The sequence below is a fragment of the Jeotgalibaca arthritidis genome (assembly GCF_011100465.1).
GTDB classification, from domain to species: domain Bacteria; phylum Bacillota; class Bacilli; order Lactobacillales; family Aerococcaceae; genus Jeotgalibaca; species Jeotgalibaca arthritidis.
On the sequence record NZ_CP049740.1, the window covers coordinates 709663 to 729210 of the forward strand.

At 40.0% G+C, this 19548-nt stretch carries 19 protein-coding genes; 4 read left to right on the forward strand and 15 right to left on the reverse strand.

Features of this window, described 5'->3' with window-relative positions; genetic code table 11:
• Nucleotides 1-115: 115 nt before the first annotated feature.
• On the forward strand, nt 116-1303 hold the full coding sequence (locus G7057_RS03565) for a MalY/PatB family protein (RefSeq protein ID WP_166161407.1): 1188 nt from the start codon (nt 116-118) through the stop codon (nt 1301-1303).
• Here the strand turns inward: G7057_RS03565 and G7057_RS03570 are convergent.
• The 11 genes from G7057_RS03570 to G7057_RS03620 form a co-directional block, all read right to left on the reverse strand.
• Nucleotides 1283-1855, reverse strand: coding sequence for an NUDIX hydrolase (locus G7057_RS03570; RefSeq protein WP_166161409.1), 573 nt, complete (start codon nt 1853-1855; stop codon nt 1283-1285). The genes G7057_RS03565 and G7057_RS03570 overlap by 21 nt on opposite strands.
• Nucleotides 1856-1953: 98 nt before the next feature.
• Complete coding sequence (locus tag G7057_RS03575; protein ID WP_166161411.1) at nt 1954-2385, reverse strand: recombinase; 432 nt, start codon at nt 2383-2385, stop codon at nt 1954-1956.
• A 108-nt stretch (nt 2386-2493) separates the two neighbouring features.
• Nucleotides 2494-2727 (reverse strand): AbrB/MazE/SpoVT family DNA-binding domain-containing protein, encoded by a 234-nt coding sequence (locus G7057_RS03580; RefSeq protein ID WP_166161413.1) that lies wholly within the window; start codon nt 2725-2727, stop codon nt 2494-2496.
• Between the two features lie 127 nt (nt 2728-2854).
• Nucleotides 2855-3016: a VOC family protein gene (locus G7057_RS03585; RefSeq protein WP_166161415.1), complete on the reverse strand. Its 162-nt coding sequence runs from the start codon at nt 3014-3016 to the stop codon at nt 2855-2857.
• A 12-nt stretch (nt 3017-3028) separates the two neighbouring features.
• The gene (locus G7057_RS03590; RefSeq protein ID WP_076768394.1) at nt 3029-3349 is read right to left on the reverse strand and encodes a hypothetical protein; all 321 of its coding nucleotides are present in this window, start codon (nt 3347-3349) and stop codon (nt 3029-3031) included.
• 78 nt (nt 3350-3427) lie between these two features.
• The gene (locus G7057_RS03595; RefSeq protein ID WP_076768393.1) at nt 3428-4174 is read right to left on the reverse strand and encodes a DNA/RNA non-specific endonuclease; all 747 of its coding nucleotides are present in this window, start codon (nt 4172-4174) and stop codon (nt 3428-3430) included.
• 14 nt (nt 4175-4188) lie between these two features.
• Nucleotides 4189-4647 (reverse strand): hypothetical protein, encoded by a 459-nt coding sequence (locus G7057_RS03600; RefSeq protein WP_166161417.1) that lies wholly within the window; start codon nt 4645-4647, stop codon nt 4189-4191.
• 67 nt (nt 4648-4714) lie between these two features.
• Nucleotides 4715-6223, reverse strand: a complete 1509-nt coding sequence (locus tag G7057_RS03605) for a DUF1846 domain-containing protein (RefSeq protein WP_166161419.1) — start codon at nt 6221-6223, stop codon at nt 4715-4717.
• A 97-nt stretch (nt 6224-6320) separates the two neighbouring features.
• Complete coding sequence (locus G7057_RS03610) at nt 6321-6836, reverse strand: hypothetical protein (RefSeq protein ID WP_166161421.1); 516 nt, start codon at nt 6834-6836, stop codon at nt 6321-6323.
• Between the two features lie 209 nt (nt 6837-7045).
• Nucleotides 7046-9646, reverse strand: a complete 2601-nt coding sequence (locus tag G7057_RS03615) for an ABC transporter ATP-binding protein/permease (protein ID WP_166161423.1) — start codon at nt 9644-9646, stop codon at nt 7046-7048.
• A gap of 134 nt (nt 9647-9780) precedes the next feature.
• On the reverse strand, nt 9781-11823 hold the full coding sequence (locus G7057_RS03620) for a thioredoxin domain-containing protein (protein WP_166161425.1): 2043 nt from the start codon (nt 11821-11823) through the stop codon (nt 9781-9783).
• A gap of 222 nt (nt 11824-12045) precedes the next feature.
• On the opposite strand from G7057_RS03620, the gene G7057_RS03625 reads away from it, so the two are divergent.
• Together G7057_RS03625 and G7057_RS03630 are read left to right on the forward strand one after the other, a co-directional pair.
• Nucleotides 12046-13098: a TPM domain-containing protein gene (locus tag G7057_RS03625; RefSeq protein ID WP_227004644.1), complete on the forward strand. Its 1053-nt coding sequence runs from the start codon at nt 12046-12048 to the stop codon at nt 13096-13098.
• 24 nt (nt 13099-13122) lie between these two features.
• On the forward strand, nt 13123-13827 hold the full coding sequence (locus G7057_RS03630; RefSeq protein ID WP_076768386.1) for a PspA/IM30 family protein: 705 nt from the start codon (nt 13123-13125) through the stop codon (nt 13825-13827).
• Between the two features lie 377 nt (nt 13828-14204).
• Here the strand turns inward: G7057_RS03630 and G7057_RS03635 are convergent, their stop codons facing one another.
• Complete coding sequence (locus tag G7057_RS03635) at nt 14205-16379, reverse strand: PTS transporter subunit IIABC (protein WP_166161427.1); 2175 nt, start codon at nt 16377-16379, stop codon at nt 14205-14207.
• A 325-nt stretch (nt 16380-16704) separates the two neighbouring features.
• Between G7057_RS03635 and G7057_RS03640 the strand changes: the two genes are divergently transcribed.
• Nucleotides 16705-17538 (forward strand): PRD domain-containing protein, encoded by an 834-nt coding sequence (locus tag G7057_RS03640; protein ID WP_166161429.1) that lies wholly within the window; start codon nt 16705-16707, stop codon nt 17536-17538.
• A 38-nt stretch (nt 17539-17576) separates the two neighbouring features.
• Here G7057_RS03640 and G7057_RS03645 read toward each other — a convergent pair whose 3' ends face one another.
• The 3 genes from G7057_RS03645 to G7057_RS03655 all read right to left on the reverse strand — a co-directional run bounded on the left by G7057_RS03645 (nt 17577) and on the right by G7057_RS03655 (nt 19538).
• The gene (locus G7057_RS03645; RefSeq protein WP_166161431.1) at nt 17577-18776 is read right to left on the reverse strand and encodes an amidohydrolase; all 1200 of its coding nucleotides are present in this window, start codon (nt 18774-18776) and stop codon (nt 17577-17579) included.
• Nucleotides 18777-18950: 174 nt separating this feature from the next.
• A complete protein-coding gene (locus G7057_RS03650) occupies nt 18951-19181 on the reverse strand; it encodes a helix-turn-helix domain-containing protein (RefSeq protein WP_166161433.1) in 231 nt (76 codons plus the stop codon).
• 18 nt (nt 19182-19199) lie between these two features.
• A complete protein-coding gene (locus tag G7057_RS03655; protein WP_166161435.1) occupies nt 19200-19538 on the reverse strand; it encodes a zinc ribbon domain-containing protein YjdM in 339 nt (112 codons plus the stop codon).
• Between the last annotated feature and the right edge of the window lie 10 nt (nt 19539-19548).

Genomic DNA, 19548 nt, shown 5'->3' on the forward strand with positions numbered 1-19548 from the left:
TTTTATTGTCTCCAGTAAGATACAGCGACTTTTATAGAGCTGAAGCTCTTCTTTTTTATTTATAAAAGGGCTTAACATGGTACACTAAAGCTATCATTAATGGAGGTGTTGGCGGATGACTTACGACTTTGAATCATTGGTGGATCGCAGAGGGGTCGGCTCAGTGAAATGGGACCAGATGATTGCTTGGAAGGCAGATGTTTCTCCCGACGCGGTACCTCTGTCTATCGCGGATATGGAATTTAAAAATCCCCCGGAAGTTATCGAGGGACTGAAAGCTTATTTAGATGACAGTATTTTAGGTTACACGGCTCCCTATGCGAGCTTTCAAAAAGCAGTGATTGATTGGCAACAGAAACGCCATCAGTGGACGATTGAAGCGGATTGGATTGTGCATACGCAAGGGATTGTGGCTGCTTTTTATGCGGCAATTCGTGCTTTTTCAAAAGCTGGCGATGGGGTCATTGTTTTCCGCCCCGTTTACCATCCATTTTTAGAGGCGATTTTAGATAATGACCGCAAGGAAGTCAATGTGCCTTTAATCGAGACGGATGGCTATTACACCATTGACTTCGAAGGCTTTGAGAAGGCTGCTGCTCACAGCGACAATAAGATTTTATTGTTCTGTAGCCCTCATAATCCAGTTGGTCGTGTGTGGACAAAAGAAGAGCTAGAAAAGCTAGCCGATATTGTTATTAAACATGATTTATTTTTGATTTCTGATGAGATTTGGTATGACTTTGTGGCAAGTGGTCACCACCATCATGTCACAGCAACCATCCATCCCCAGTTAGCTAGTCGGATGATTAGCTGTACCGCTCCATCTAAAAGTTTTAACTTGGCTGGCGCAGGCCTCTCTAATATTATTATTGAAGATCCTGATGTTCGCAGCCGCTTTAAAAAAGAAGTTGCCTTAGTTCGTGGTGATCTGATTAATGCTTTTGGTTATAAGGCATGCGAACTCGCCTATACCCAATCAGAAAGATGGCTAGATGAGCTGTTAAAAGTCATTCGTACCAACCATCAATTAGTCCATGATTTCTTCGAACAGGAATTTCCATTAATCAAAGCACCTCTGCCAGAAGGAACATACTTGCAGTGGCTTGATTTTAGAGCGCTCGGTTTATCCAATGAGGAACTCGAACAGTTTCTACATGAAGAAGCAGAATTTTTCACGGATGAAGGTTATATATTCGGATCTGAAGGTGACGGCTTTGAGCGGATTAATGTGGCGCTGCCGACTAAACAACTAGACATCCAACTAAAAAAACTAAAAGCTGCCTTAGTGAGGCGCGGCTTTTAGTTCAGCAAGTTTATCATTTAGTTTTTGGTAAACAACTTTCATTTCGGCTTCTGTACTTTTTTCAACAGCCTCTTCAAGCTGCATCCAAGCAACGGCACTGTTTTCGTCTTCTTTGACTCGCAGTTTCTCGCTTTCATCAGCTTGTATTAAATAGGTGATGTTTAAATGCAGGTGTTCTTTAATCGGTTGGCCCTTCTTAACGTGAGCAGGCACAGGTAAAATTTCAATCGAATAGATACTATTTTGGACAGGTTTGAGTTGACTCAAGCCTGTTTCTTCTTGGACTTCTTTTAGAGCAACTTGAAGTAAATCTGGTTCGCCATCGACATGACCACCTAACCACGACCACGATTGATAGATGTTATGGTACGCCATCACCGTTTTTGTCCAATCATCATTCACTACCCATGCCGATACGGTAAAGTGAGCAGCCGAATTTTCTCGCGTTAAGAGATTGTCATACTGGTCTAAATAGGCCAACATCTCTTTTTGGTCGGTTATTTCTTGTTGATTATAAGCTTGATATTGCGTTATTAAGTCACGTAATGGCATGAAATCCCTCTTTCACAGTTGGTTTTTTTACAGTATACATCACAGGTTAGCTCTTTAGGTAAATTGGAGATACCCGTTCATTACTACACGAAAGAATCTCACCAATCTAAATCATCGGAATTATTGTAATCCTCACACTCAGCTTGCCAATCTGACATATTTTCTTTAATATCATCGCATAGAATCAAGTAACTTTCTTTATCAACATGACCGTGATCCAGCATAGATTTATAAAACTTCTTGATGCTTGCAGCCGTTGATTTTATTGTTACAGGTGTTGACCACATAGCTTTTCGTATGAAGAAGTCGCCTAAAAACCCATGAATTTCATTGCCGCAACCAGCAGCCATTTCCAAAGGTTCATAATACAAAAGATAGGTATTAATATAGAAATCAACAGTAGCCAAATGATTGCTAATAGTATTCATCTTTAAATGAGTTGCTTTCAAGTCAGCTTCAAAAATGTTCAAGTATTGTTTATTTTGTTCACGGATGGTTTCAAACAAAATATCGTCTGTTTCATAATCCATTTAATAACCTCCTTTAAACTAATTTATGTCAATTTTATGTTTTTATTATACGCGGTAAATGTAGTTGCGTAACTTAGCTTTCATTAATCATCACAGCTAAATAACGAATCATCGATTAATAAGCTCTTCAAGTGCCGCATTGTAATCGTCCATCGCAGCATTAACCGTTGCTAAAAAATCTTTTTCTCTATCAGATGCTTTACGAACTTCAACACCATTTTCTTTTATAACATATTCAATGTGATCTCCAGCGCTCATATCGAGTTTCTCTAAGACATCCGGTGGTAATGTCGTCATCATGCTATGCCCAGATTTTTGTGTACTGCTCTGAATTATTTTCATACTCATCACCTCTTATACTTAGTATATTGGTGTATACAATTACAATCAACTTTAACTATTAAATATTTGGGTCTCCTATTCAAATAAAAAAACCATGTATGACGTATCATACATGGCACAAAACAGTTCATTCAGCTAGTGTAAAAGACAGCTGCTCTGAATCACCAGATGGCGTATCTTCAACGATTGTCGTCCAATTAATACGAGAATCATCGAACAAACTCGTATAAAATTGGGCTGCTTCAAGAGCTTGCGTATCGTACCACAAATTTGGAACCAATTTTTGCATGAGGATTCCCTCCTATATCATATAGCTACCTAACAAGAAACTTGCCACAAGTGCACATAAGGGAACAGACAAAATAAAGATAATAATACCAATAATCGAACGATCTTCTCGCCAAACAATCGCCACTAAGTTACCAAACAGACTAATAAAAGCAGCTACACCTGCTGAAAAAAGAACGAGCAGTAATAGCCAATTCAAAATCGTTTGGGTGACATCTGGGCCACCCCAAATACTGCGAATAACAGCGACAAAACCAAAGGAAAGTAAAAAATAGACCATTGCCCAATTTGAAAGCTTACCCAACTTTGTTTTTGGCAGAAAGGTTAATTTCATCGTGAGTCCTCCAATTAACGTTTGCAAGTTTAATTGGCTTTATTTTACCACTCTCACTTGCTTACTGTCTTCTTTTTATTACTTACTCTTACGACTACTGCCGTCTTGATAATTGATTTCGTAGCCATCTTGAATATTAAAGATATAAACATTAAAGCTTAACCCTTCATCTTCAACCGATTGAGCCATCATATGAACGCCTCTAGCGACCAGTTCATCATCTCTAAATATCGGTTCAACTAAATAGCGCACATGATTATTCGTTTGTTCTAAGTAATAATCAATATCATTTTCAAAACGTAGCATATGGGGATTATTTAAACTTCTAGTCCCTGTCATCAAGTTACGAATATTATTATTCTCACCCGTTAATTGAAAGCCAATCAAATGACTACGGTTATATAACCATTGGCCGTTATCTAATTTCTTCTGTTTCCAGCCGGTTGGATCGATGTATAATGGCTCGCGTTCTTCAAGCGGGAATAAATCAGTTCCCAACATGGCGTGGGCAGCGCCCACACGGTTTAAGCGGTCTAACTCGCTAAACGACTGCCAGCTTCCATCATCGAGTGATAATTCATCAGCGTCAAACGTTGGCTTGTTGCCGTTCACTTCAATCACTTGATTGACGCCATCGTATTCTAAATAAGTAAGTTCAGATGCGGGCACCGTTTCTGTTAAAAATAAATCCTCTATCCACCCTTGAATTACCGGTAATGGCTGGGTCATTAATATAAATAAGACCGCTGCAGCGGCTAAAATACCATTTACAACTTTTAAACTAACATCTAATTCATCTTTTTTCTTTCTTCCTCTTGTTGCCATCTTTTTGTCTTCAACTATCCTTTCTGGAATCCTTCATCATGTAGATAGGATTCAGCTTGTTCTTTTGTTTTAAAAATCCCTTCTACTTGATCGCTTGGTAATAAAACCGACCATACTGGATTTTCAAATTGTAGGCGCAATACGTCACCACTTTTACTAAACCACAATTCTGAATAGCCATCTTCATAGCCCAATTCTGTTTTCTTTAAAAAGCTGATGGCCTCTTCTACTAGACCGCGAATCGTTTCTTCATCTTCTTCTAAAACAGAAATATAACCTTTTTTAGTTTCTTCTTTTGGTAGGTAGCCGGCATAAATAAAGGCATTACCGTTCGGATGTAAGAAGCGAACCAATACGGTTTTAGCTACTGCACTACCTTTAAAGTGATAGTTTAAGCGGTTCATGGAAACTGCTTGGCTTTCTAATTCTGAATAGCTATCAAAAATACGTTTTTTTTCCTCAAATGATAACATCTGTTATCCTCCTCTTTACGAAAAATAATCGGATTGCAGCGTCGGCAGTCCGATTAGTTTTTCATGCTTAAATATAATATAGGTTTTCTGATGAATAAACTGGATCGCTAGTAATATTCAAACCTAGATTTCTTAAAATTTGTTCGTCATCTTTTTTCAACATCACCGTTGAATGGGCTTGAACACCTGATAATTCAGATAATTTATTATAGCACAATTGGGCAGTTGGGTTAGTAACCGCACTAATCGCTAAAGCAATTAAAATTTCGTTGGCGTTCAAAACAGGCATACGATTATGTAAAACATCTGCTTTTGTTCTTTGAATGGTTTCTAAAATAGTCAGAGACAATAATGGAATCTCGTCAGCGACATTGGCTAATACTTTAATAGCGTTCAAAATAGCTGCAGAAGAAGAATCCATTAAATTAGAGGTACGTCCTGTTACAATGCGACCATCTCTTAATTCAAAGGCCATCACTGATTTCGCATCATTGGTTTCTGTCTGAGCACGTAACTTTTCTGCATAACGACGAGCTGGTAGAACAGGCGGACGGTCTTCTTGTTGCACGCCCACATCTTCCAACAACATCTTCATTCGGTACATAATGTCTTCGCCGATTAAGCCTTTTTTATAGTCACATTCTGTTGCAAAACTACGACGAATAATTTCTTGTTTAGAAGCCTCTTGAACGACAGCGTCATCTGTAATCCCAAAGCCAACACGGTTCACGCCCATATCAGTCGGTGATTGGTAAATGGATTCTTCACCTGTGATACGCTCGATAATCCGTTTGATAATCGGAAACGTTTCGATGTCGCGATTATAATTAACCGCAATCTTGTTGTATTTGTCGTAATGGAAGTTGTCGATCATATTTACATCTTTTAGGTCCACGGTTGCTGCTTCATAGGCAACGTTTAGGGGGTGTTTCAATGGAATATTCCAAACCGGGAACGTCTCAAATTTAGAGTAACCTGCTTTACGACCGAGTTGATTTTCATGGTACAACTGGTTTAGACAGGTTGCTAATTTCCCGCTACCGCCACCTGGTGACGTCACGACAACAATTGGTTTTGTTGTTTCAATATAGTCGTTTTGGCCGAAGCCTTCTTCACTTGTAATCAAGTCGATATTTGATGGATAACCTTCAATACTGTTGTGGGTATACACTTTAATATCGCGTTTTGTCAGTTTGTTCATGAATAACTTGGTTGATGGCTGACCGTGGTAGCGTGTAATCACAACGCTATTGACTTTCAAGCCGAACTCTCTAAATTCATCAATCAAACGAAAAACATCCATATCGTAAGTAATACCGTAATCTCCGCGAATCTTATTACGTTCAATATCGCCGGCGTACACACAAATCACGATTTCAGCTTGGTCTTTTAACCGCTGTAATAACTTAATTTTAGCATCTTCATCAAAACCTGGAAGGACTCTCTTGGCATGTTTGTCTCCGATTAATTTGCCGCCAAATTCTAAATACAATTTGTCGTAATGATTGACGCGTTCTAAAATATAACGCGACTGCTCTTCAATATATTTCTTGGAATCAAAGCCTATTTTACTCATACCAAACCCCCACTTTTCATTCTGCTCTGCTACTGTTCAACTCTATTAATTATAAAGATAATCTAGCCGATTGCAACGTTAGCACCCTCTTTTTTTATTACCAGTCTTGCTGCCAATTTTCAAATATTTTTTGATACTCCTTAATCATCGCTTCTTTTCGTTTCAATAAGGTCGATAGCGCGCCTAACAACTGTTCCGGCTCATCACACATATCGCAATCTTCCTTTTGGCGTTCAATCGCTTCTTCCACTGGCTCATAAGGAACAGCTAGCTTAATCTCATTTAAAATCGCATAAATTTGTTTGCGCATCCGTTCCATTCTCTGTGGCTGAGCTGCTTTAATCTCTTCCAAATGCCCCAACACATAGGAGAAAGGCAAATGACGCAGCATCCTGCCCTCTTTTACATGGACATATTCCTTTGTAAATGGACTAACGCCATTAGCAGTACCATGAATTTGATACCATCCATCATAAATATCCCACTGTCCCTCGCTGATTTCCGGTTGAAAATCACGTTTCACTCGAAAGACCTTATCTTCACCTGTAATTTCAGCTACCCAGCGCTTTTCATCCTGCTCACTAGGCATCAAAAACAACCGTTGTGCTTTCATCTCTGTCACTTCTTTCCTGTCATTCTCGTCTTATCTAGTTTGGCATAAGTTAACGAAAAATGGAAATGAAAGTCAGAAAAAAAATAACCCATTTTGCGGAAAGGTGCTGTTTCTGCTGGACAATTGCTAATAAGAAAAGCGGACAAGTCCGCCTTGGCCTATAAAAAAAGTCAGACGTTTTTAGCGTCTGACTGATTCTGTAAGCTATTTTATTCTGAGCGAAGTGCTTCTACTGGGTCTTTCTTAGCTGCCATACGAGATGGAATCACGCCTGCAATTACAGTTAGAATTAAACTGATTAAAATGAGGCCAATACCACCCATTGCTGGTAGCGAAGAGATACCTGAAATACCTGTCATATTTTTAATGATGATATTAATCGGAACATTCAATAGTAAGGTAATACCAATTCCTAGCACACCTGATAAGAGACCAATAATAAAGGTTTCGGCATTAAAGACGCGAGAAATATCTTTCTTAGATGCTCCGACGCTTCGTAAAATACCAATTTCTTTTGTTCGTTCTAGAACAGAGATATAAGTAATAATCCCAATCATAATAGAAGATACAACTAAGGATACACCTACAAAGGCAATCAATACGTAAGAAATGATGTTAATGATTGACGTTACCGAACTCATCAATGTTCCCACCAAGTCAGAGTAAGTAATCGTATTTTCATCACGACCTGCTTCTGTTTCTGCATCATTGTATTCAGCAATTAAGGCTTCTAAACTATCTTTCGCTTCAAAGTCTTTCGCATAAATATTAATAGATGATGGTTTAGCCAAATCAACTGCACCTAATGTTGCTAGGTTTGCGTCATAAGTGGCATTGGCATTGTCTTGATAAGTAGCGATTAATTCTGCCAATTCTTCTTCAGACAAGGTTGCCATATAGGCACGTTGTTCATCTGATAAATTAGCTAAATTAAATTCTTCGCCACTATCTTCTGGGAATTCCAGACCCGTAAAGACATTAATTTCTGGGTTCTCTTTTTGTTCCTTTACAATCGTTGCTTCGTTTGTTTGGTTAATGACCCATTCTTTCAAGTTGCTTGTGTAACCAATTGATCCTGTTTCTTGTCCAGTGATTGCTTCCTCATTTGGACGCATAATCCCAACAATTTTTAACGCTTGACTGTTGGCAATCACGTCTTCCATAAAGGCTTCATCGTCACTGCGATTTACCCAATGGTCATTTTCTTTTTCATACATATCGGTATCTAACACTAATTGGAAGGTCATTGCCATTAATTCGTCATAAGAATAAGCAGGTGCATCTTCCATATCTACGCCTTCACCATTCATGATTTTTTCAAAATTATCTGCTAGCGTTTCTTGACTCAACAAGCCAAGTGCATACAACATATAATCGCTGACACTATTGTTTTCATCCACAATTAAAACTACTTCATTTGCCTCTTCTGGCCAGCGACCAGTCAAGGTATCATATTGTGTTTCTAATAAGTCTTGATTATCTAGCATTTCAGTCCAGATATTCATTTGAGAAGAAGCCGCACTACCACCAGATAATGCGTTTTGCAACGGATTACCACCGCCTGCCATCATTTGGCCCATCCCAATAGCATCAAGAACTTGTGATGGATTCACTTTTAGCACACCATCAACACTGTCTTGGCTGTAAATATTGATTGGAAGGTTATAGCTGTATTGAATGGCATTCGTCACATCCCCTACACGGCTATCGGTTTCCAAAAATGTTTTAAAAGCTTCTAAGTTATTTGAACCTTGGCGATTTGACAAAGTATCCATAACATCTTTCATAATCGGTGTTGCCGTTACTTCACCGTCTGTCGCTTCGTTTGACGCGCTCGCATTCACACCCATCAAAGCCTGCATAATCACCGACATATCCAAAGTCGACTCTTCAATCGTTAGCGGATAAGACGACAAGGTATCTTCTTCAATACGTGAAATATAGTTTTGAACCCCATTAGAAAGGGAAAGAATTAAGGCAATTCCAATAATCCCAATACTGCCGGCGAAAGCCGTCAAGAAGGTCCGTCCTTTTTTAGTCAGTAAGTTATTAAAACTTAGTCCTAGTGCTGTAAAGAAGGACATAAAGGTCTTTTCATTTTTTAGAACGGTACTCTCACGTAATTCGCTCTCCGTTGTCGGGTTGGAATCTTCTAAAATTTCACCGTCTAGCACTTTGATAATTCGTGTTGAATATTCTGCTGCTAAATCAGGATTATGGGTAACCATAATTACTAAACGATCAGAGGCAATTTCCTTTAGCAGGTTCATAATTTGAACACTTGTCTCAGAATCCAAGGCCCCTGTTGGTTCATCAGCCAGCAAGATTTCCGGATCATTAATCAAGGCACGCGCAATAGCAACCCGTTGCATCTGTCCACCTGACAATTGGCTAGGACGTTTATTCATATGGTCTTTCAACCCAACTTTAGTTAAGACATCACGCGCACGTTCACGGCGTTCATCTTTTGATACACCTGATAAGGTTAAGGCAAGCTCCACATTTGCCAAAACAGATTGATGGGGAATCAAGTTGTAACTTTGGAAAATAAACCCAACCGAGTGATTTCGGTAAGTATCCCAATCTTTTTCTTTAAAGTCTTTTGTTGATTTGTTATTGATTAGTAAATCACCGCTACTGTATTGATCTAATCCTCCAATAATATTCAGCATCGTTGTCTTACCTGAACCACTTTGACCCAGAATAGACACAAATTCGTTGCTTCGGAATTTCAAATTGATGCCTTTTAATGCTTGAACGGTTTCGTCACCTGTTCGGTATTCTTTTGTAATATTCTTTAACTCTAGCATTATCTCTCACCTTTCATCATGACTACTGCCAGCTCCACCAAACAATCTTCGCAGTCCATCATTACCTACAATAGTGTAGATTTTTTACAAAGTGAATGCAAGACAAGAGTCTTTAAATTTTCAATAAAATACGACTAACCTTCCAATATCTGTGCCATTGCTTCTTGCATATCCGTTGTCGGTCGTTGGCAAGTAAAATTCTGACACACATAAATCATGGTTTGACCCGGATTATTCGGATAATCGCTTGTATAAGGAGCCAAATCGGCCAAGTCCGCTGCGTCATCAGCCAGCAAGGTCACCACATTTGGTAAGTAAGCGGTCTGTAATTTTTCTAAAAAGCGCGCCTTTTCTTTGCCGAAAACAAGGACCTGCTGACTTGGGTAATGGGTTAAGAGCAAACTTCTCATTAAGCTTGGTGTGGAAGCCGGTGCTTCTTTTATATCGGTATTGAAAATACTTAGGAGTTCATTTAACCGCTTTTCATAGTGGCTATGAGCTGTCATTAAGGCTAGCTTGGCATAAACAAAGCTTGCGATACTATTACCTGATGGCAAGCCGCCTTCAACGACTTCTTTCTCTTGAACAATCATTTGTTCGCTGTCACTGCCGCTAAAGAAAAAGCCGCCTAACTCCGTATCCCAAAATAAATCTTCCATCTCTCTACACGTCGCCATCGCTTTTTCTAAATTCTTGCGGTCAGCCCCTGCTTCATAGAGGCTTAAATAAGCCCATGATAAAAAGGCATAATCATCTAAGTAGGCATGGAACTTGGCCTCACCTTGACGGTAGCGAGCTTGCAATCGGCCATTTTCGTAAAGCTTCTCTTCTATAAAAAGAAGAGCCTTTTTTGCCATTTCTAGCATATCAGTGTCTTGGAAAACGGCAGCTGCCTGACTTAGAGCCGCAATCATTAAACTGTTCCAACTCGTTAGTACTTTATCATCCAGATGCGGGTAAACGCGCTCCTTCCGAACCGCTAACAAACTTTGGCATGCTTGACTCAATGTCATAACGATTTCTTCTTCTGATAAGCCATAGTCTGCTGCATAAGTTGAAAAATCAAGTTGCGGTAAGTAAAGAATGTTTTTCCCTTCAAAGTTTCCGCGCGGCGACACACCATAAACATCGACAAACAAATCTGCCGTTTCTTCATCTAAATGGTCGTAGATTTCTGAGAATGTCCATGTATAGTATTTTCCTTCTTCACCTTCTGAATCGGCGTCAATGGCTGAATAAAAACCACCTTCCTCAGCTGTCATTTCAGCTTTAATAAAGGTTACCAGTTGAAGGGCTTTTTCCTTATAAAATGGCTTTTTAGTTATTTGATAGCTACTTGCTAGCACCATTAATAGCATGGCATTATCATAGAGCATTTTTTCAAAGTGCGGCGTCTTCCAACGACGGTCTACTGTATAGCGTGAAAACCCAAAACCAAGTTGATCCCAAATGCCCCCTTTTATCATATTAACTAACGTGTGTTCCACCATATAGAGGGCTTTTTTAGTCTTAGTTACTTGATAATAGTGCAATAAAAATAGTAAGTTTTGCGCTTGCGGAAATTTTTGTCCCGTTCCGAAGCCACCAAACACCAGATCGAAACGTTGTTCAAGTGTTTGATAGGCTTGATCAATGGTTTCTTTCGACAAACCTTCTCCTTTTTCTCGCTCAATTGTTTTATCCAAAGCAGCTTTTACATTTTTTTCGATGTCAGCTAACTGATTTTTATCTTCCTTATAAATACGGTGAACATGCGACAATACATCTACTAAGCCTGGCAATTGCTGTCTTCGCTCCTTAGGGAAATAAGTCCCCGCAAAGAAAGGTCGTTTTTCAGGCGTCATCACAATCGTTAAGGGCCAACCGCCTTGCCCTGTCATCATTTGGCAAATTTTCATGTAGACAGAATCAATATCTGGACGCTCTTCGCGGTCCACTTTAATAGCGACATAATGGTCGTTCATATAACGAGCAACACCTTCGTCCTCAAAGGATTCGTGGGCCATGACGTGGCACCAATGACAAGTTGAATAGCCAATAGATAGAAAGATAGGCTTGTCTTCTTTTTCTGCCTTATTGAATGCTTCTTCTCCCCACGGATACCAATCAATTGGATTATTGGCGTGTTGGAGTAAATAAGGGGATTTTTCTTGAGAAAGTCGATTTTGATGAGTCATCTCACTCTTCCTTTCTGTTTGTGCTAGTTTAAGTATAAGGCTTTTCGATTAGAAAGGAAACGCAAGTAACTTAGCATAAAAATCAGACTTTAGATGGATTTTTAGTCAAAAAAAGGGTTGTAAATTGCCTATAAAACTTGCTTATGCTATATTGAAATTATATAAAGTACTATTTTTTTATCCGATGGAATAAGAGCGTAAAAGAAGAAAAGAGGGGTGTCTATGGCAAGAGGTGGTGGCCGCGGTGGCGGCTCGTTTGGAGGAGGCCGTGGCGGTGGTGGATCCTTCGGCGGTTCACGAGGATCCGGTGGCCGAAGTAGTTCTGGTGGCCGCGGTGGCGGTTCATTCGGAGGAGGTCGTGGAGGCGGTTCTTGGGGCGGTGGCAGTTCTTATAATCGACCGCGAACCGGTCCTATTTTTGTAAACACTGGTGGTGGTTACCGTAGAAGACGTGGACCTTATTATGGTGGTCCATCTGGTGGTGGCGGTTGTGGCACGGGTTGTGGAACAGCGATGAGCACACTACTCATTCTTGGCTTTATTTTCTTTCTGTTAATTCCGTTGATGTCTAGTGGTGGCAGCAGCAGTAGTGGTTCGTCATCGTCCATCACGCGTTCGACGATTGAGCGTGAACCATTACCAGCCGGTTCCGTGAACGAGACAGACTACTTCACAGATGAAGCGGGTTGGATTGAGAGTCAAACAGAGCTGATAGATGGCTTACGTTATTTCTATCAAGAAACAGGCGTACAGCCACATGTTTACATTACCGAGTCCATTAACGGCTCGTCGTCAGCGACCATAGCTGATGTTGAAGCTTTTGCGGCAACGCTTTACGATGATTTATTTACGGATGAAGCTCATTTGCTATTAGTCTTCTACGAAGGCACGCCAAATAACTACATCACTCAATATGTCACCGGAACGCAAGCCAAGCAAGTGATTGATACGGAAGCAGCTGATATTTTGCTGGACTACATTGATCGCTATTACTATGAAAGTAATTTAACTGATGCGCAGTTCTTTAGCAAAGCCTTTAGGGATGCAGCTGATAGGATTATGACCGTGACGACCTCGCCATGGATTCCTGTCTTTATGATTGCTGGCGCTGCTGCGATTGCCTTTCTTCTATTCTATTGGTGGAAGAAGCGTAAGGAACAGCAAGCTATTGAAGCTAAGCGCACCGAAGATATTTTAAACAAGCCACTTAGCACGTTTGGAGGCTCATCAGAAGCGGATGACCTAGCTAAAAAATACAGTGATGACAAGCAATAACCCATTAAAAGGAGGAAATAAATTATGTCAATTCTAAACCGTTTTACAGATATTTTAAGTGCCAACATCAATGCCGTTATCGACCGCATGGAAAATCCTGAAAAGATGATCGATCAATACTTGCGTGACATGATGGACGATTTAGCTGAAGTGAAACAAAGTACTGCTGGCATTATGGCAGAAGAAAAACGTGCTAAACGCGAAGTCGATCAAAATGAAGCTGAAGTGAAAAAGTACGAAGAGCTAGCTAAAAAAGCACTAGAAGCTGGTAACGAAGATGATGCACGTGTTTTCCTTTCTAAAAAGCAAGAGATTGAAAATGTTGGTGCTGGTCTAGCAACAGCTTACGCATCAGCGCATGAAAATGCTGTTAAGATGCGTCAAATGCATGACAAATTAGCTGAAGACATTGAAAAATTAAGACAACGTCGCGCGATGATTAAAGGTAAGATGTCTGTTGCTAAGACACAAGAAAAATTGAATGACGTGACACAAAGCGTATCGAAATCTCAAAGCGCTATGGGTTCATTCCAACGTATGGAAGACAAAGCAAACCGTTTATTAGACGAAGCAAATTCTATGTCCGAATTAAACTCAGAACCAATTGATAAAGCGAAAGAGCTAGAAGAAAAATATGCTAGCCAAACATCTGCAGCTGTAGAAGATGAGTTAACTCGTATGAAACGCGAGCTCGGCTTAGCACCAGCTGAAGAAACTGACGCAGAATAAGAATGTATATTAGAAAAGCGGACAAGTCCGCCTTGGCCTATGAAAAAATAGGAAATTTGACCCTGAATTGTCAGGAGACTTCGCGCTTCAGCGGGTTAGTCGAATGATATGCGTTAGCGAGCAGCGAAGCGCGCAATGGGGCAAATTTATCTTTTTTTCACTAGGCCAGGACTTGGGAGTTAGACATTGATGGCTGAACTTATAATCCCCTAGTATATAAGAAAAGCTTGGGCAGCCGCCCAAGCTTTTTGTTTTGATTAGATGAGTTGACTTGATGCAGTCAGATGTTAATCAAAACCTTTCTCCTGATAACACTAACCCTGCTACAAGGTAAAAAACACCTCGGAAGCTGAGGGCTTCCGAGGTGTTTTCTTGGCTTACTTAACAGTTAAGACTTCTTCGTTATGAGAAACTTCACCGTATTTTAGCACTTCAATTGCTTTGTATTGAGCGGTATTGGTAATCACAACTGGTGTGACTGCTGGATGGCCTGCCGCTCTGACAGCGTCCAAATCAACATCAAGTAGTAAGTCTCCAGCTTTTACTGTATCTCCCGCTGCCACGTGAGCAGTAAAGCCTTCGCCCTTCATACTTACAGAGTCCAAACCAACGTGAATCATCACTTCTACGCCTTCTTCTGAAACAAGACCAATGGCATGTTTTGTTTCGAAGACCATCATCACTGTACCAGTGATTGGTGATGTTACTTTTCCGTCAGTTGGATCGATTCCAAACCCGTTACCAATTGCGCCACTTGAAAAGGCTGCATCTGGTACTTCGCTTAGCGGAATAAGATTTCCTGCCATTGGTGATTGAATAGTACCAATAACTGCTAAGTCTTTTGCTGCTGTTTCTTCCGTTTCAATAACATCTTCTGCAACTACTACTGTTTCTTCAACAGCAGCTTGACCGTAAAAGTCTTCTTTTGAAGGTAATTTTGCTGCTTTACCACTTTCAATAAATTCTTCTAGGTTTGATTTAATGTTTGAAACTTTTGGTCCGTAAACAACTTGAACCCCAGTACCCTTTTGAACAACACCAGCTGCACCAGTTGATTTCAATAGCTCTACATCTACTAAATCACTGTTTGCGATTGTTGTTCTCAAGCGTGTTGCACAGCTATCCACGTCAACGATGTTATCTTTACCACCTAGTCCATAAATAATAGAAGCTGATAAAGCATCTGTTTCGTTTTCAATAACTGATTCTGTTGCAGCTGAACCGTCTTTTTTAGCGTTCATGTCAGCACGTGTGTACAGTTTAATTTCCTCTGCACTGTCGTCGCGACCTGGCGTTTTGTAATTAAATTTCTTAATTAAGAATGTAAATAGTAAGTAGTAAATTGCGAAGTAAACAATACCAACTAGGACTACCCAAATCCAGTTTGTTTTTGCGTTACCTTGTAAAATACCGTAAAGGAACAAGTCGATAAATCCACCAGAGAAGGTCATCCCCACACCTACGCTGAAGAAATGCATCAACATGTAAGCTCCACCAGCTAAGATACAGTGAATCGCATATAACGGCATTGCCACAAATAAGAATGTAAATTCTAGCGGCTCTGTAATTCCTGTTAACATTGATGTTAGAGCAGCTGATAGTAATAAACCACCAACAACTTTACGATTTTCTGGTTTAGCTGTACGGTACATTGCCAAAGCAGCACCTGGTAAACCAAAAATCATCAATGGGAATTTCCCAGTCATAAAGCGAGTTGCTTCAACACTGAATACAGTTGTTGACGGATCAGATAATTGTGCGAAGAAGATGTTTTGCGCACCTTCAACTAATTGTCCGCCCACTTCCATTGTTCCACCAACAGCTGTTTGCCAGAATGGCAAGTAGAATACGTGGTGTAAACCAAATGGAATCAATAAACGTTCCATGAATCCGTATAACCAAGTTCCAGCGTAACCTGAACCTTGTACTAATTCACCGACTGCGTAAATACCACCTTGAATTGGCGGCCACACATAACTCATTAAAATACCGACAACTAAGAAAACAATTGACGATACGATTGGAACAAAGCGTGTTCCTTCAAAGAAAGATAAAGCAGTTGGTAATTGGATTTTGTAGAAACGGTTATGAAGCGCCGCTACACCTAAACCAACAATCATACCACCGAATACACCCATTTGAAGTGATTCGATTCCTAAAACAGTTGCAATCGATCCGTCCAAGTATTGTTCAGCCCCACCCTGAACTTGGATCATTGCGCCAATTGAAGAATGCATCACTAAGAAGGCAATAGCAGCCGACAATGCAGCTGTAGCTTTCTCAGATTTGGCCATCCCAATCGCACAACCGATTGCGAAAATTAATGGCAAGTTATCAAATACGACACTACCAGCCGCATTCATAACAAGTAAAATATTATGTATGAACGTTCCTTCCCCCATCGCAGAAGTTAGTCCATATGTCTCTAGTGTTGTTGGGTTAGTAAAGGATCCACCTATCCCTAAAAATAACCCTGCTACCGGTAAAATGGCAATCGGTAACATAAAAGAGCGTCCAACTCTTTGTAACACACCAAAAATTTGGTCTTTCATCTATTCCACCCCTATTTTGTTTCCCATTGCAGACAAAGACAGTTGGTTTAGCCTCCCCTAAACGCAAAAATACCCAAACCAGCCTAAAAATGGATACACCACTGCCATCCAAGTATAGGTTGATTTGGGTATTGCCGACTAAACGTAACAAGCCCTCTTTGCAATTAGTTACGATTCTATCACAGCCCACTTAGATAATGCAAGCCCTTTTAAAATAAAATTTCAAAACAGCAAACTTGCGACTTTCTGAGCAACATGGTACTATCTTCATACTGTTTTATAAAAGTTACCGATATCACCGTATTTAAGATAGGAGATTCGTAAGATGATTGCGAATAAGATTCTAAACAATAATTTAATTAGCACCACTGACAAGGATGGACACGAAATCATTGTTATGGGTAAGGGATTAGGTTGGCAGTTAAAAACTGGCGATCTTGTTGACGAAAGTAAAATCGAAAAAATATTCCGCATGGATACTGTCACCTCTTCAACTAAAATGAAGAAACTCTTCTTGGAAGTGGAACTCTCTTCCATTGCCATTAGTTCAAAAGTCGTTGATTATGCCCATCGTTATCTCGATAAGCAACTAAATAAGAACTTAATTTTGACACTAACCGATCATATTGACTTTGCGGTTGAGCGAGTGAAGAGCGGGATTCCATTAACCAATGATTTTAAAGTCTGGATTAAAAAGATGTTTCCTAAAGAGTTTGAAGTTGGACTGTATGCCTTAACCATCATTAGAGATGAACTCAACATGGATATGCCCGAAGATGAGGCCGCTCATATTACCATGCATTTAATCAATGCACAGTTAGACGGCAATATGTCCCATACTGACGAAATCACTAGTCTATTAACCAATTGCCTACGCATTATCGAAATAAAAAGTGGCATTTTAATCAATGAAGGCTCTTGGGCTTACGAGCGCTTTTTACGCCATCTCTTAGCTTTAGCACAGCGTATTATTGCCCACAAAGAAAATACTGGCAGTAACGCTATGCTGAACGAGACCATACGTCAACAATTTGAAAAAGAATATCAAATTGCATTAGGGATTAAAAGTTACATTCATCAAGACTTCCACTTTGATATTGTCGATGATGAAGTAACCTTCTTAACCATTCATATTAATCGCCTATTAACAGATGCATAAAACCAGCTTGGACATCATTCAAGCTGGTTTTTTTTGATTTAAAATTCGTTTTGACCTAGGTAAGCTAATGCGTATTGCGCATATAACTCTGCCCCAACTTTCAGAGCATTTTCGTCTACGTTAAAGTTTCCAGAATGATGCGGCCATTGTGTTGCGTCGTCATCGCTAGCACTACCAACTGTCGCAAAAGCACCTGGAATTTGTGTCATATAACAACCAAAGTCCTCTGCTCCCATGGTTGGTGGGCAGTTATCAATCGCTTCTTCCCCAAAGGCTTGAGCAGCGATTTGTTGAACTAAATTCGCTGTTTTTTCCTCATTATTAACAGGTTCGGTCATGCGATCGTAGACCACTTCAGCCTCCCCACCGTACATCTTCGCGATTTCATTGGCATAGTGTTTCAAAGCTTCTTCTACCGTATCGCGCGTTGCTGGATCAAACGTTCGAACCGTTCCCTCAATAGTTGCATTCTCGGCAATAACATTAAAACGTGTTCCTACTTCCATTTTACCAAGCGTTACAACGGCTGGATGTAAGGGATCAATCACGCGAGAAACAATCGATTGCGCATTCACAACAAATTGAGATGCCATAATCGCTGCATCAATCGTTAAGTTAGGTTGCGCCGCATGGCCGCCCTTTCCTTTAAAACTAATTTTTACAATATCAGCTGCCGCGAAAGACGGACCCGCTGGACACGAAACAGTACCTGACTTGCCCACTGACCAAATGTGGATACCAAAGGCATTATCAACACCTTCAACAGCCCCTTGTTCGACCATCAGCTTAGCGCCTTGCGCAATCTCTTCTGCCGGTTGGAACACTAAGCGAACTGTTCCGTTAAATTGATCCTTCACTTCATTCAAGGCATAAGCTGCACTCATCAGCATAGAAATGTGCGTATCATGTCCGCAAGCGTGCATTTTCCCTTCAACACTTGATTTGTAGGAAACATCATTCATTTGTTGAACAGATAAGGCATCCATGTCTGCTCTCAGTAGAATTGTTTTACCAGGACCTGCCCCTTTGATTTCTGCAATAACACCGGTTGGTTTCGTTAAACGATAAGGAATGCCAAATTCATCTAGTTTTGCTGCGATCAGTTTTGTCGTTTCAAACTCTTCCATCGACAATTCAGGGTGTGCATGTAAGTAACGACGAAAGGCGATCATGTCGCTTTCTTTAGATAAAATGATGTCTTTAACTGTTGGATTTACTTTTATTTCTATTTGGCTCATGTGTCTAGCTCCCTTACCTGATATCTTTTCAGTAGGTCTACTATAGCCATTTAACATTTGTCTGTCAAATTCGATTGTCATCGTTTTCTAATCAAAAAATGCTTTCAAAACAAACATTTACAACCAAAACTTTTGTTGGTTTCGGTAATATTAAAATTCATAAAGGAGACTATTTTAATCTTCATCTTTAATATCAATATCTTCAGGCACAGGTGTGTTGAGATAGTCTTCTAGAGCGGCCTTTTCTTTTTCTCGTTCTGTTAAGAATAAATTAAACTGCTCACGATAAATCATAATCTCATCTTCGAGACGAAGTACCCGAATTTGTTTTTCACGAATCAAGCGATGAATCTCACTGATAGGCAAGTCTAGATAGTCGGCTGTTTCTTGAATCGTTAGATACATTCTATTCGTCCTTCTTCTTTAGCTCTTTTTAACGAACTCTGATTTTAATTTCATGGCACCAAAGCCATCAATCTTACAATCAATATTGTGGCCGTCGCCCGAATCTTCGACTAAGCGAATACTCTTCACTTTTGTTCCTTGCTTAATGGCTTGTTTACTACCTTTTACTTTCAAATCTTTAACGACAACAACATCATCACCATCAACCAAGATGTTTCCATTTACATCCTTGACTGCGTCATCCTGCGCTAGTTCTGCTCCTGGCACCCATTCGTGTGCGCATTCTGGGCACACCCATAATGCACCATCCTGATAAGTATATTCTGACTGACATTTCGGACAATTCATTGTTTCCATTTTTAATAAG